The 13,434-nt window shown below is 68.8% G+C and carries 12 protein-coding genes and 1 pseudogene; 7 read left to right on the plus strand and 6 right to left on the minus strand.

All coding sequences use genetic code 11. The annotated features are described in order from the left end of the window. Positions 1 to 62: 62 nt before the first annotated feature. Both AC0KTA_RS39515 and AC0KTA_RS39520 read left to right on the plus strand, forming a co-directional pair. A complete protein-coding gene (locus AC0KTA_RS39515) occupies positions 63 to 662 on the plus strand; it encodes a hypothetical protein (protein ID WP_481056784.1) in 600 nt (199 codons plus the stop codon). A 343-nt stretch (positions 663 to 1,005) separates the two neighbouring features. Further along, positions 1,006 to 1,908 (plus strand): ArsR/SmtB family transcription factor, encoded by a 903-nt coding sequence (locus AC0KTA_RS39520; RefSeq protein WP_481056785.1) that lies wholly within the window; start codon positions 1,006 to 1,008, stop codon positions 1,906 to 1,908. 97 nt (positions 1,909 to 2,005) lie between these two features. Here the strand turns inward: AC0KTA_RS39520 and AC0KTA_RS39525 are convergent, their stop codons facing one another. The 6 genes from AC0KTA_RS39525 to AC0KTA_RS39550 all read right to left on the minus strand — a co-directional run bounded on the left by AC0KTA_RS39525 (position 2,006) and on the right by AC0KTA_RS39550 (position 9,112). After that, positions 2,006 to 2,482 (minus strand): hypothetical protein, encoded by a 477-nt coding sequence (locus AC0KTA_RS39525; protein ID WP_481056786.1) that lies wholly within the window; start codon positions 2,480 to 2,482, stop codon positions 2,006 to 2,008. A gap of 242 nt (positions 2,483 to 2,724) precedes the next feature. Next, positions 2,725 to 2,850: a hypothetical protein gene (locus AC0KTA_RS39530; protein ID WP_481056787.1), complete on the minus strand. Its 126-nt coding sequence runs from the start codon at positions 2,848 to 2,850 to the stop codon at positions 2,725 to 2,727. A gap of 212 nt (positions 2,851 to 3,062) precedes the next feature. Next, positions 3,063 to 3,443 carry a hypothetical protein gene (locus AC0KTA_RS39535; protein WP_481056788.1) on the minus strand — a complete coding sequence of 127 codons (381 nt, stop codon included), beginning with the start codon at positions 3,441 to 3,443 and terminating at the stop codon, positions 3,063 to 3,065. Positions 3,444 to 3,714: 271 nt separating this feature from the next. Continuing rightward, entirely contained in the window at positions 3,715 to 4,158 is a 444-nt protein-coding gene (locus AC0KTA_RS39540; protein ID WP_481056789.1) for an IS5 family transposase, read from the minus strand. 42 nt (positions 4,159 to 4,200) lie between these two features. Beyond that, positions 4,201 to 6,531 (minus strand): protein kinase domain-containing protein, encoded by a 2,331-nt coding sequence (locus AC0KTA_RS39545; RefSeq protein WP_481056790.1) that lies wholly within the window; start codon positions 6,529 to 6,531, stop codon positions 4,201 to 4,203. Positions 6,532 to 6,562: 31 nt separating this feature from the next. Further along, complete coding sequence (locus AC0KTA_RS39550; RefSeq protein WP_481056791.1) at positions 6,563 to 9,112, minus strand: protein kinase domain-containing protein; 2,550 nt, start codon at positions 9,110 to 9,112, stop codon at positions 6,563 to 6,565. A gap of 369 nt (positions 9,113 to 9,481) precedes the next feature. On the opposite strand from AC0KTA_RS39550, the gene AC0KTA_RS39555 reads away from it, so the two are divergent. From AC0KTA_RS39555 to AC0KTA_RS39575, 5 genes and pseudogenes are all read left to right on the plus strand, one after another. Further along, positions 9,482 to 10,510 carry a NucA/NucB deoxyribonuclease domain-containing protein gene (locus AC0KTA_RS39555; protein ID WP_481056792.1) on the plus strand — a complete coding sequence of 343 codons (1,029 nt, stop codon included), beginning with the start codon at positions 9,482 to 9,484 and terminating at the stop codon, positions 10,508 to 10,510. Positions 10,511 to 10,597: 87 nt separating this feature from the next. After that, complete coding sequence (locus tag AC0KTA_RS39560) at positions 10,598 to 11,170, plus strand: hypothetical protein (protein ID WP_481056793.1); 573 nt, start codon at positions 10,598 to 10,600, stop codon at positions 11,168 to 11,170. A gap of 513 nt (positions 11,171 to 11,683) precedes the next feature. Beyond that, on the plus strand, positions 11,684 to 11,881 hold the full coding sequence (locus AC0KTA_RS39565; protein WP_481056794.1) for a hypothetical protein: 198 nt from the start codon (positions 11,684 to 11,686) through the stop codon (positions 11,879 to 11,881). 161 nt (positions 11,882 to 12,042) lie between these two features. After that, positions 12,043 to 12,432 (plus strand): effector-associated constant component EACC1, encoded by a 390-nt coding sequence (locus AC0KTA_RS39570; RefSeq protein ID WP_481056795.1) that lies wholly within the window; start codon positions 12,043 to 12,045, stop codon positions 12,430 to 12,432. Beyond that, positions 12,419 to 13,072 (plus strand): annotated as a pseudogene (locus AC0KTA_RS39575) (caspase family protein); the annotation flags it as partial. The gene AC0KTA_RS39570 and the pseudogene AC0KTA_RS39575, both read left to right, overlap by 14 nt. Between the last annotated feature and the right edge of the window lie 362 nt (positions 13,073 to 13,434).

Raw genomic sequence — 13,434 nt, forward strand, 5'->3', positions numbered from 1 at the left:
AGGCATGCCCCGCCGTTGTCAGCGGCCGCTGCCATGCTCTCGGCATGACATGCCGTGACCTTGTGACGCTCAGCCCGCAGGATCAGCTCACTCTGGCCGCCAAGGCCGGTATCTCAGACCTGTGGGAAGACGGCCCCTCCTACGGCTGCCAGCTACGCGGGGCTCATCCTGGCCGCCATGTCGCCCTCATCGACCACCTCGCCTGGGACGAGGATCCCCCGGTCATCACGTACTGGCTGTGGTGGGACTCCGGCGGCTACGCCCTGACCCGTGCCTCCTCCTGCTCCGACTGCCACCTGCCGCAAGGGCATCCGGTCGGCTCAGGCTGCAGCACATACGCCGGCCAGTGCACCGCAGCAACCGACATCACCGACAGCGACCGGGCCATGCTGGAAGACCTGGAAGATGCCGTACACGAAGCCGAGACACACCACCGCTGCCAATACACGGCCGGCCACGACGGTCCGCATGTCCGCCTCGCCCAGAGCCAGGACCGACCCGACAACACCAGCACCGCCTGGTGGGTGTGCTGGCCTGCACCCCACACCGGCCACCCCTACGCCCTCACCGCGATGGACGAATGCCCCGCCACCGCAGCCGCAGACAACGACGACGGTTTGTGCCTGCTCCCTGCCGGTCATCCCGGAAGCCACCAGTTCTAGAGGGCCAGCCGCCACAGGCTGCCGGGGTGAGGCGGACGTGACCACGGAGAGCACGCTGCGCGCGGCGATCGCCCGCTTCGAGGGCTCCTACCAGGACATCCACGAGAACTTCCGGTTCCCTGGCCAAGAGTGGGACAGCACGGATCGGTGTGGCTCAGGTTATGACCAGGAGTGACTGGTTCCCGGCTGGCCCGGGCGGCGCGTCGTGCGGGAAGGTCGCTGAGTGACGCTGAGGATCCACTTCACGGCCGATGACCTGGCCCGGACCCGTCTGGCTCCAGGGCCGCGGCCCCTCCTTGAGCTTGAGATCGGCCTTCGCATCCTGCAGGAGCGTTCGCACCCCGTGCGGTTCGATGCCTGGCGTCGGCGGTCCGTCGCCACGATCCGGCCGCGCCTCGCGCCGCTGTTCGAGCTGGTCCCGTCCACGGGGTTCACCGCTCCGTTCCTCGACGACCTCGCGGGCGAAGGCACAGTCGACGACATCATCGAGCGAATGCGGTCCAACCCCGCGCGCCGCGTCCGTGACGGCCTGGAGAGCTGGCCCGCTCCGCGCTCCCGCCCTTCGGCCGCGCTACGCCGCCTGGGACAGAACCCCGCGCTGATCGGGGAGCTCGCTGACGGTGTCGACTACGCCTATCGGAGCTTCATCGCCCCGTACTGGCCACAGATCGAACACCTCGCCCACGCCGACCGGGCAGTGCGCCTCGCGCAGCTTGCTGACGACGGAGTCGAGCGCCTGCTCAGAGAGCTCAACCCCCGCTACATCCGCTGGGTTCCGCCGATGCTGCACCTGACCATGGCCTCCGGCAGTGACGGCGACATCCACCTCGCAGGACGCGGGCTGCTCCTCATCCCCACCGTCTTCGGCGCCCACTATCCGGCTCTCGACGACGTCGCCGAACCCCAGCCGTGGTTGACCTTTCCCCTCCGCGACAGCGCACACCTGACCGCACCTGCCGCGGAGTTCACCGCGCGAGCCCTGACCGAAACGCCGGGCGCCTTGAAAGCACTCCTGGGCCGCACCCGGGCCACCGTGCTCTGCGCCATCGCCGACCACCCCGGATGCACCACCAACCAGCTGGCCGCCCGTGCCCGGATCTCGCCCGCCAGCGCCAGCGAACACGCGACCGTCCTCCGCAACGCCGGACTACTCACCCTCACCAGGGACGGCAAGAACGCCCGGCACGACATCACCGCGGCCAGCCGCGCGCTGCTCGACAGCCCCGCCTTGTCCATGAGTCCGTGAAACCCCATGGGTGCGGTTCCTCTGAGGGGAAGCGTTGCGGGCGGCGCAGCTTGGTGTGTGCCCGTGCCCGAGCAGCCGTACTGGCGTGGGGTGAGGTCTATCCGAGTCTATTTCTACCTGACATAGACGGCGGCGTGTCGTACGAACCGTTCGACCGCTGCGCGGCGCTGGCGGGTGAGTTCCTGTGCATCGCTCTCTCCCCGGCGTGGTTGATGACCTTTGCGGCGTCGAACGCGGCTCGAGCCAGGTTGATCAGAGTCTCGTCACCAGCTACCAGCTCTGCCCGGTAGAGGGCCTGGCGGGCAGCGGACCTGCAGTCGTAGGAGCGCAGGCGCACCGCCTCCGCGCTCTCGGGTGAGTCACGAGCGAAATGCCAGCGGTTGAGCTGGGCGTTGGCGGCCGCGATAACTGCGGCGGCGTAGGCGCTGTAGGCGGCGGTTCGCTCCGTACGCAGATCACGCGCCCGTGCGATCCTGTCGGCGTCCTGTAAGGCCCGTCGCTGAAACCAGTGCGTCAGCAAGGAACCCAGGAGCGTTCCCGCGACAGCGATCAGGGCCGAGATGGATTCCCCCATGGCTAAGGTCACCACCAACGGTCAGCCGCTGCACAGGCCTCGGCGGAACATGCGCCATGCCAGTGGCGCGGTCGAGGCAGGTCGCTCTGCTTCCCTCGAAAGAAACCACACCCAAATCCCCTTCGCACCCCCAGCTGCGGGGGGTGCGAACACCCCCGCAGCCCTCTCGCCTCTCCCCCCGTTGGACCGCTCACCGCCGTGTCGCCCTCACTCCGACGGAAGCACGGTGAGCGGAGTTGCGGTCAGGCAGCCTGAGCCGCCGGTGCCTCAGCCGGTGCGAACTGCCGAACCAGTTGCACGGTCTTGCAGTGCCGCTTGTAGTGCCCCTTCGGGACCTCCTCGTCGGCGTCCTTCTTGGCGTTAGCCACCGCACTGTTCTGGGTCGTACCCGTCCCCGTTCCATGCACATGGCCCACCACCGAATGAGGACTGATCCTCACCAGCTGACACTCCACGACGGCCAGCCACCCCCGCGCGAGAGGATCGGACCCGGCGGCCGAGGCCCCCGGTGCCGCCAGACCGATGAGCGCCGTGGTGGCCAGAGCCGCGAGCGCGGTACACCGCTTCGCTCGCCGCGCCATCAGCCGGCTCCCTGCACTCCGCTGTTCGGGCCCATGCCGTTGACGCACGGCCCGGCCTGCAGTCGCTGCGTCGGATTACCCTGTATCGGCTTAATCCAGTGGGATGCCATGTCGGGGAACGGGTTCGCGCAGTCGGCGATCAGGCGGACCTTGCCGGTGTAGACGCGGCACCAGGTGTACGCGTACCTGCCCGTGGTGTGGATCCTGGGGCAGCTGTAGGACGCGCCCGCCGATGCTGCCACCCTCGGGCCATCGCCCTGTCCTGTGGCTGCCGGAGGGGCCGCGGACGCCGTCGAGACGGGCAGCAGCGCCAGTCCCGCGGTCATGGCCGCCGCGACAGCGACCGTCTTCAAACGCGCGCTCAGCGCGATACGTTCCATGGGGATGCCTCATTCCTTCGATGTGGGGCACTGAGAACCGCACCGTTGCGGTGCGGTGCCGTTCCAGATTCCGTCGCGATCGGCATACGGCACGAGTCGTTTCGGCCTGTGCCGAAATGTGTGCCCGAGGTCGGCGATGACCTCCTCCTCGTAGGCGAGGAGGAGAGCAGGTGCCTTGTTCACGGGGTCGTGGGGTCAGGCCCCGCCCACTGATCCAGTCAGAGCTGTTCTACCGACGCCCGGCACCTGCACGCAGGTGATCGCGGCAGTATCAACCCACCGTGCCCAGATGGTCGCGAGCCAAGGAACCGGAAGACCCCCGCGGAAGACCAGCGGCTGACGTACCCGAGCTATCCGCTGGCCCAGAGAATTCCACTCCTGACGTCCAGCGAGTTTGCCCGGCGCCATGCTGATGTGCTCGCACGATGGTGGAGTCGACGGCCACGACCCAGTCCAGATCGCCGGTGGCGTCGGCCTGCGCGAGCAGAGCGGTGAAGATCTGCTGCCAGGTTCCGTCGAGCGCCCACATCCGCAGCCGGTTGTGGGCGCCCTTCCACGAGCCGAACTCTTCGGGCAGGTCCATCCACGGCGAACCAGTGCGGTACTTCCACGCAATCACATCGATCACCTGCCGGTGATCCCGCCACCGCCCACCGCGCTTCGGCGTCCGGTCCGGCAGCAACGGCTCAATCCGCGCCCACTGCGCATCAGTCAACGACACACCCGACCAACCATCAGATGATCCGGAAGAAACGGCCTAGCCCTTGGCTGCCGGGGCGCCTGGCGCGGCGACCGAGCCTGTGAATCCGCTGTGCGTCGTGAGGTAGAGGACGCCGCCCAGGCAGAGCGGCTCGGCGAGCGGTCCGAGGCCCAGGGCCGCAGGCGTGGGCAGGCGTATGGACCCTGAGGTGGAACCGTCGGTGACGTCGAGAGTCCGTAGCTCTCGGCGTCCTATGGCGAAGACGCGGCCATCGGCGAGCGCGAGGCCACCGGTCGCCACCGGTGCGGCGCGGCCCCAACGCTTCTTGCCTGTACGCCAGTTGAAGCCCTTCAGGTGTCCGCTCGCATCCCGCAGGACGAGGATGCCTCGGTCACCGACCACCGGTGCAGCGGCAGGAGCAGCCGTGGGGGCAAGGGCCCGTCGGGTTGCGAGCGTCGCCGGGTCAAGGACGGTGACGCCGCGGCGCCGGGTCGACCAGCACAGCAGCGCGTCGTCGTGCGCGAGCAGGCCGGAGCAGTCGACGCCGTCACGGATCCGCGGTTCTGGCACGGTTTCGGTGGTGTCCAAGGCGGCCACCGAGCCGTCGGCCAGCGGCAGATAGACCTTCTTGTCGTGGACGACCAAGGGGCCGTTCGCGTCCGGAAGGTAGCCCGACCACTCCTGGGCTCCATCCCTCGTGCGCAGGGCCTGTACTTCGAGGAGTTCGGCCTTGGAGGACGCTTGGTTGTCGATGTGCGCCACGTACAGTCGCCCGTCCGTATAGGTGAGTGCGCGCATGCCCGTGTAACTCGCCCGCTGATAACGCCACTTGACCAGGCCCGTCGCCGCGTCCACGGCGCTGACGCCGGCCTGCGCGGGCACGAAGAAGAGGGTGCCATCCGTGACGGGGGCGATGGCGGGATCCCCCGGCGGGGTCTCCGGGAAGAGGTCGTCGTTCGTCTGGCTCTCGGCGAAACCCGCCGTACGCCACTTCTCCTTGCCGGTGGCCAGATCGAGGGCGCGGGCTGCGCCGTGACCGTCGCCGCAGACGAGCAGCCCGGCCCCGGCAGCGCAACCACCGGTCTTTCCAGTGCCCTTGACGCTGTGGGACCAGGGCCGCCAGCCATCAGGGCGCTGTTTCGTGTCGAGTGCGTTGCGGGTGAACTCGCCGCTGTGTGCGGCGTCAGCGTCCGGCACGGCGAGTGGGCCGGTCTGTTCCTGCTTCGGCTTGCCTTCCGCCGCAGGCGCCGGAGCCCGTGTGCCGTCGCCGGGCAGCAGCACGGACAGCGTGACGGCGAGCGCGGTGATCAGGGCAGCGGCCCCCGCGATCCACGGCCACCGGCGCCGTGCGGTGGGCGGTTCCGGAGGCGGCGACACATGGCGGGCGAAGGCCGCCGTCGGCGAGGGTGGCACGACCAGGGCGGGCACGGGGGCTGCGGCGGAGGTCACCGCCTGCTCCAACGGGACGGCGCCCGCTGCCTGTTCGCACTGTTCCACGGCCTCGTGGTGGGCGGCGAAGAGAGAGAGGTAAGGGGCGGGCCAGTGCGGCTCTGCGGGAGCGACGGCGGACAGCTCCGCCGCCAATCCCGCAGCCGTCGGGCGCGCTGCCGGGTCGGGCCGGAGGCAGCGTGTGACCACGTCATGCAGCAGCGGTGGCAGCTCCGACAGGTCAGACGCGCCGGACGCAATGCGGTACAGGACCGAGGCCGGTTCCTCATCGTCGAAGGGGCCACGGCCTGTTGCGGCGAAGCAAAGTACCGCGCCCAGGCAGAACACATCCGAGGCAGGCACCAGTGCGTTGCTGCCGGTCAGATGTTCAGGGGACATGTAGCCAGGCGTGCCGATCAGCAGGCCCGTCGCGGTGAGAGCCGTCGCGTCGAAGGCCTGCGCAATGCCGAAGTCGATCAGGCGTGGTCCGCCGGCGGTGAGCAGCACGTTGCCGGGCTTGAGGTCGCGGTGCAGGATGCGCGCGGTATGCACCGCACCGAGTGCCCGGGCGAGCCCCGTGCCCAGGGCTCGTACAGCGGGCACCGGCAGCGGGCCGCCTCTGGCCACCGCGTCGGAGAGCGCGGGCCCGGCGACGTACTCCGTTGCCAGCCAGGGGATTTGGGCGTCGGGGTCGCCGTCGAGGAGCGCAGCGGTGTACGGCCCTGTCACCGCGCGTGCCGCGTCGATCTCACGGCGGAAGCGCACCCGGAAGTCGATGTCAGTGTCGATCTCGTCGACCAGAGTCTTCACGGTCTTCACCGCGACGAGCGGTCCCGCCACGACTCCGCCTGCGATCTCCCGGCGTCCCAGGAACACCTCGCCCATGCCGCCGGCGCCGATCCGGCCGATGAGCCGGTACGGGCCGGCGCGCCGGATCGGTCCCTGCCAGGAGGTCAGCACAGCGACTCCTCGTGTCGGGTGCACGCACCGCTCACGGCAGCCTCACCGACGAGATGGCGCCGCGGTCGAAAACCACGTGGGCCACACCGCCCAGCATCAGCACCTGCGGCGGGCGGATCTGGTCCCGGATGACGGTCCCGGTCCCGTCGTCCGGGGGTTCGTTGCGGTCACCGGGTGCACTGGGCAGCGGGACGGCCCGCGGCTTGCCGAGACGTCCCCTCTTAGCGTCCAGGGGTGCCACGTACAGGGAATGGTTGTCGGCGAACACCGCGTGCCCGTCGGTCAGGAGCGGGGCGGACACACTGGGCCCCTTCACGGGGGACTTCAGAGTCTGCGTCTGGGTGCCGGTGCGCAGATCCGTCAGAATGATGACGCCGGTGTCGTTGAAGTCGTCGCTGCGCCGAGCGAGTGAGTAGGTGCTGTCGGTTGCCGTGACGGTGACATCGGTAGGGGTGGTCTTCTGGTCGAGCCGGTACGAGTAGTGGCCCACAGGCTTGAGGGTGCGAGGTGCGTAGCGGTCAACCCGGACCTTGACCTCTTCCCCCTCTTGTCCTGGTCCTTCGGTCACCGTGCCGTCGCACTGGATTGTGCCGCCGCCCGAGGACACGGTGCGGCAGCCGGTGGCCGTCGTCGGAGAAGCGCGGCCGAGAATGACTCCCTTGTGGGCGTCGACTGCGACGAGGCCGTCGGGGGTGCGCGCGTACACCACGCCGCCGGTCAGGGCCCGGGCCGCGTACAGGCCTTCCTCGGAGTCGCTCGGGTCGTCGTTCTCGTTGAGTGTCACATCCCACCGGGTACTGCCGTCGGTGACGTCGTACGCGCGCATCGAAGCACCTTTCGGCTCCCCGCTGAGGGACTTGCCCTCCACGGTGGCGATGACCGTGTCGCCGGCCAACAGGGGCTGTGTGCTGAACTCCCCTGGCCCTGAGGGAGGTCGGGCCCGCCATTGCACGTCGCCGGTATGCGAGTCGCGTAGCTGCAGCTCGCCCTCCGACGCAACCAGGGCGCGCCCGCCCGTCACTTGTGGTGCCAGCGAGTCGCCCGGCATGAACAGTGTGCCGCTGCCGGGCCCGAGATAGGCCTCGGAGACGCCATCCTCGGAGTCGGGCGGGCTGCCGGACGTCCACAGCCGGTGCCCGTCGGCTGTCGAGATCGCCTCGTATGTGCCGTTGGTCAGCAGGCACACGATGGCCCGGGTGTCCGCGGCGCAGGACATGCGCGCGCCGCCGAGCCGCCCCCGCCAGGGCTTCCAGCCGGGCGCCCGTTGGGCGGCGAACTGCGGCACGTACCCGCTGCGGTCGACCGTGCCGGACCCGTCGACCCCTGCCCGGGCCACGAGTTGGGCGGGTGTCAGGGTCGTCGTCGGGGTCGGTGCGGCGCCGCCGGCCCCGGGCCCGCCGTTCCCGCCGTCCGCGTCGCGCAACGCCAGATATGCGCCCGCCCCCGCCCCTGCGACAGCCACCGCCGCGACCACGGCAAGCGCCCGGAGCCGCCCTCGGCGGCGGGGTACCGGGGGCGCGGCGGGCGCGGGCGGCATGGGGCCCATCGTCGGGAACTGGTGCGGGGCCAGGGTGCCCGCACCGAGCGGCCGTCCGGCGGACGGCTCCTGGGTCGCGGAGTCCTTGGGCAGCGGCAGCAGCGGCGCCCCCGTCGCGCACAGCGCCATCACGTCGCGGTGCCCGTCCTCGATGTCCCGGGCCACAGGGGCCGGCCAGCCCGCCCCGGTGCCGCTCCCCTCTTCGCCGTGTGCCGCACGCAGCGCGGCAAACCGCTGCACGAGTTCCTCCGCAGTCGGCCGCGACACAGGGTCCTTCGCCAGGCACGCCGTGACCAGCGGCACCAACTCGGCGGGCAGTTCGTCGAGTGGAGCGTCGGCTTCCACCACCCGGAACAGCACCGCGGCGATCGGCCCTCCCGCAAACAGGTCCTGGCCCGTCACCGCGTACGCCAGGACTGAGGCGAGGCAGAACACGTCGGAGGCCGCCACCACATGCCGACCACCGGCGATGTGCTCCGGCGACATATAGGCGGGGGTGCCGACCATGCGTCCTATCGACGTCAGGGTGGTGGCCGTACGGGTCCGGGCCACGCCGAAGTCGATCAGCCGCGGACCGTCCGTGCCGAGCAGCACGTTCGCCGGCTTCAGGTCACGGTGTGTCGCGCCCACGGCGTGCACCGCCACCAGCGCGCGAGCCATGCCCTCACCGAGCCGGGCGAGCGCCCCGAGCGGCAGTGGACCGTGCCGTCCCACCGCCTGGGCCAGCGTCGGCCCAACCACGAACTCCGTGGCCAGCCACGGCAGTTCTTCCGCCACCTCGCTGTCCGTCAGCCGCGCCACGTAGGGACTGGTCACCGACGCCGCAACCGCTGCCTCCCGCACGAAGCGCCGTAGATAGTCCGCGTCCCGGGCCACCTCGTTACGGATCACTTTTACGGCCACAAGGTCCGCCGGACCGTATCCGGCGACCAGCCGCTCCGGGCGGGCCAGGAAGACCTCGCCCATGCCACCCGCCCCCAGCCGGGCCAGCGTCACATACGGTCCGACAGCGCGCGGCGATGCCCCACGCAGTTGCCCCAGCATCTGGCGCCCCCCCCCAAATCCCCTGACCCCCCAGCGTGTTGACAGTGTTTCACGGGGCAGGCCGCGGCCACGGTCGGGACTGCCTGTTGTCAGGTCGGACTTCGCGTGCGGCCAGCAGACCCCGGGTGTCAACCACGGGCAGTTCGTCAAGAGTCGTCAGACCTGATCTTCCAGGACTTGAGCCCCTTTAAAGGCACTTGTTACCTGAGGGAATGTCAGGACTGCAGTTCAGCGGCGGCTTTGATCGTCGCTGTCAAGCACGTTGCCACACGGAAGGAAAAGGACGGCTCTATGAGCAAGCGGTTGTTCCCGTCTCGCAGGAGCGGGCACTGCCATCTGCGCAGCCGCACTTCAGGGGCAAAAGCGACGATGAAGCGAGCAGTCGTCGTCGGTGCTGCCGCCATGAGTGTGACGATGGCGGGCGCCGGGGCGCCTGCCATCGCGGACCAGCAGGGTGTCGGCGGTATACGTGCCGGGGTCAGTTCCGCCGCACAGCGGACCAGCGCGTCCGTCTCGGCTTCTGCTGCGGCCAGCGCCGTCTGCGCCAAGAACCAGATATCGATCAACCGGTTCAGCGAGTGCCAGTGGCTCACCGTCCACTTCGACATCTACAAGGAGGTCGCGGGGAAGCCCACGCTGCGGGGCACCGTAGAGTTCGACGTCAAGCACAAGATGACTCTGAAAGCGAAGTCCACTAGCTGGTCGGAGACGTTCGAGCTGACCAAGGCCAGGACCACGGGTGCGGGCAAGGGCTCCCGGATCAATATCGCCGCCGCGTCGAAGAGCGGCACCAAAGCCAAGGTCACCTTCGACCAGGGCCGCACCCTCGACAGCCCAGCGAGCGGCAGCGTCAGCTACACGACCGGCGCCATCGCGAACAAGAAGATCAACGCCAAGGCCAAGACCACATACACCTTCACGGCCTCCAAGCCCGGCTACCAACCCGGTCTCGTCTCCTACGACTCGGCCACCTACCGGTGCGACAACTTCTACGGCACCAGCGGATGCGCCTACCCGGATGCTCCGACCGGCGTCTCCATGATCAACCAGCCGCGCATCGCCGAAGGCATCCGCAAGCTCCGCGCACGTGGCGGCGACTACGGCGACCCCAATGGCGGTAAGCCCCTGCACTGGATGATCAACGCCAAGCAGAAGACCAAGAACCGGACAGCCGTCTGCCCGAAGTCCCCGCCGGCCGCCGACAAGAAGGCCGGCCGAACCTCCTGTGACGAGTATCCCTTCGCCAGCACCTACGAAGGCGGCACCAAGCTGTCGGCGAAGCAGCGCACGATCACCTGGGTCAAGAAGGCCGAGAACGACAGCCAGGGCGGCACGATCACCAACTGGCGCCGCGCCTTTCACGTCATGGACAACGACCCCTTCTACGTGATCGTCTGAATCATCGCGCGACCCCGTGCTGCACCTGTGTTCCTCCCTGCTCGCCGCAGGGAGGAACACCTCCGTTGCGGGAGATCAGGAGCCCTCATGCTGGTCCACGAAGCCCAGTTCACTCTCGGCCTCGGCGAGGGTGGATACCTCATCGGTTTCACCGAGCACGCCAACTACCCCGACGAAATGCCCTACGGCTGGCGCTGCGGGCCCGCCGGAACCGCCGGCGCCGTCGTCCTGCCCATCACCGAGGACGGACCTCTGAACCTCACCTTGCAGATCCATGGCAGCCAGCCCGCCCCCGAACCGGACGACCGCTGGCAGGCAGCGGAAGAGATCAGCCTGCTGGCCGAGGACTCCCGCTTCCACCTTGCCACCCTGGACCCCGGAGAGGTCGACGACGCCTGGCCCGAGGACCTCCCCTGCCCGCAGATGCCCCTGCCGTCTTCCCATCACGGCTGGATCCGCATGCGTCTGTACTGCCACGCCGACGATCCCGAACCCGGCATCGGCGACCACGGAGAACGCCACCTGATCCAGTTCTGGCGGGCACCAGCCACCGACCCTGTGCACCCCGCAATCAGTGAGGAAGACCGCCAGGCCCGCGCCGAATACGCCGCCGCCCGGACCGGGCCGGTACAGGAATACACCATCAACTTCCCGCAGTAGCCCTGTTCAGACGGCATCGCCACGATTGCAGCCCACGCGAGCCCTCAGGTCCTGACGGACGTCACTCAGAGCTCCCGCAGGTCGCTACAGCAGCGTTCGAAGAGGACGTAGCCGAGGCCGATCACTCCGGTGCCGATGCCGTAGCAGGCGCTGCGCGCGGAGCTGAACAACCTGGCCGGCCTATTGGCCGGCCAGGTCAAGGCAGCCATCGCTCAGGTCCAGTGACGGTTCAACTCTTTCATGGGCATCTCCGCCCGCGACCAGGCCGACGAGGCGCAACTTCGTGCTGCGATCCGTCGGGCGCGGGCCTGGCGGAGGGATCCGGACTCGTATCACCAAGACGCCGTGCCCGACGTGCCCGATCCTCGCCCCAGGGCCGACACAGACATCACGACGGAGAGATCCGCCCCGGCTGCCCGGTAACTCACCTCCAGGTCGCGCTCGGCTGCACGGGCGACGGACGCGCCCCGCACGGGTGCCCTCCCTGTACCAAGGCTCGCGCCCGGGGCCATCGTGGGCATCGCCGCGGAGTTCCGTGCCGACGCCGGGAGAACCATGTCGTTGTTCGAGGTCGAGGCGGTTCTGCCGTCCCCTCGCCTTGCCGCCTTCCCGCTGAACGGTCTCACCGGGGCCGAACTGCGGGCGGAGCTGACCACCTGCAGCTTGCGCCAGCACGTGCATGGGGCGACCCTGCTGCGCCTGTGTTGGTAAGCCGGGCTATCAGAACCTGCGTAATGGGGCGCGTTCCTTGGCTCTCTTGTCTGGTGGCCACACCTGGAGCAGTTCGCCCTTCGTCTTCGGGCACTCAGGACATGTACAGCTCGGGACCCTGCGTAGGATGACCGCATCAACCGTTAGGGCAGGGGGCGACGTTGGAGTCGAAGCTTCTCATCAAGGATGCTGATGCCGAGCGGGCTTCGACGCACCTCCTTTCCCTCACGGACTGGCTGCGCTACGAAGAGGACCTGCGAGGGAAGACTCGGCTGGAGCACTGCGAGATCACGCCTGGTCAGATGGGCGGCCTCCCCGAGGCTCTGGTAGTGGCGCTCTCTACGGGAGGGGCAGCCACCGTCTTGGCCCGAGCCGTCGTCGAATGGGTCAAGCAGCGCAAGAGCGATGTGACTGTGAAGGCTGTCAAGCCTAATGGGGAGAGCTTCGAGATCGATCTCCGCCGCGTCACCGCGCCCGAGGCCCTTGCTGCCCAGCTCTGCGACTTCCTGAGCCGGGAACAGTCGGGCACGGACCCCGATGAGACTGCCTGACGGCGAGCGTTCCCGTGTCGTTCTGATTGGCACGGCGAACTATGCGGCGGATCCGGATCTGCCGGCCCTGCCGTCAGTGCTCAACAACCTCACGGACGTAGCCGATGCACTGGGTGAGCCCGTGCACGGTTGGTTCACCCCACACACCTGTCAGCTCATCGCCAACCCGGCCACCCCGTCCGCGCTGGGAGGTCGGCTGGCCGAACTCGTTCGGCAGGCGGAGGACCTGCTCCTGATCTATTACGCGGGACACGGTCTACTTGACAGCCGCGGTCAGCTGTATCTCGGGTTGTCAGAAACCCAACGCGGCGACCTTTTACGCTATACGGCGATGCCCTTCGACGGGGTGAGGGACCTCGTCCTCAGCAGCCCCGCACGCAACCGCGTTCTCATCCTGGACTGTTGCTTCTCCGGGCGTGCGGTCGATGTGATGGCCCCGCTCGACGACCTGGTATTGGACCAGATCGAGATCACCGGCACCTACACGCTGACCGCTACCCCCGCCGGGATGACTGCCCTTGCCCCAACCGGCGACCGCAACACCGCATTCACCGCAGAGCTGCTGAGGCTACTCAACAAGGGCGACCCAGAAGCACCAGCAGAGCTGACGCTCGACGACCTTTACCGCTCCCTTTACCGAAACCTGAGGAGCCGAGGGCTGCCCAGACCACGGCGGCAGGGCACTGACACAGTTGCGGACCTGATCGTCGCCCGCAACGTGGGCTATCGCCCGCCCTCCGGACACCAACGTCGGTCGGCGGAACATGGTGATGGCTGCGGTGAGCCACGCCTGCTCCTCGACGAAGAAGAGCGCGTCGGGCGCGCTGGAAATCCCACCGAGGCGGCCCGCAAGTACGGGGAGGTCGGGAGTGTTCTCGTGCGGCTCTACGGGACTGACTGGCCCGATGCGAAAGCTGCAGAGGCCAGCCGCGTGTTCTGGGCCGAATGGGCAGCAGCCGAGGCGTCCTCACGTCCGGCAGCCGCTGCTCCCCGTCGCCTCGG

The sequence above is a fragment of the Streptomyces sp. Y309 genome, assembly GCF_056712025.1.

Coding starts and splice junctions, on each gene's coding strand:
- AC0KTA_RS39525 (WP_481056786.1), bottom strand. CDS start 2,482: ATGGGGGAATCCATCTCGGCCCTGATCGCTGTCGCGGGAACGCTCCTG.
- AC0KTA_RS39535 (WP_481056788.1), bottom strand. CDS start 3,443: ATGGAACGTATCGCGCTGAGCGCGCGTTTGAAGACGGTCGCTGTCGCG.
- AC0KTA_RS39550 (WP_481056791.1), bottom strand. CDS start 9,112: ATGCTGGGGCAACTGCGTGGGGCATCGCCGCGCGCTGTCGGACCGTAT.
- AC0KTA_RS39555 (WP_481056792.1), top strand. CDS start 9,482: ATGAAGCGAGCAGTCGTCGTCGGTGCTGCCGCCATGAGTGTGACGATG.
- AC0KTA_RS39560 (WP_481056793.1), top strand. CDS start 10,598: ATGCTGGTCCACGAAGCCCAGTTCACTCTCGGCCTCGGCGAGGGTGGA.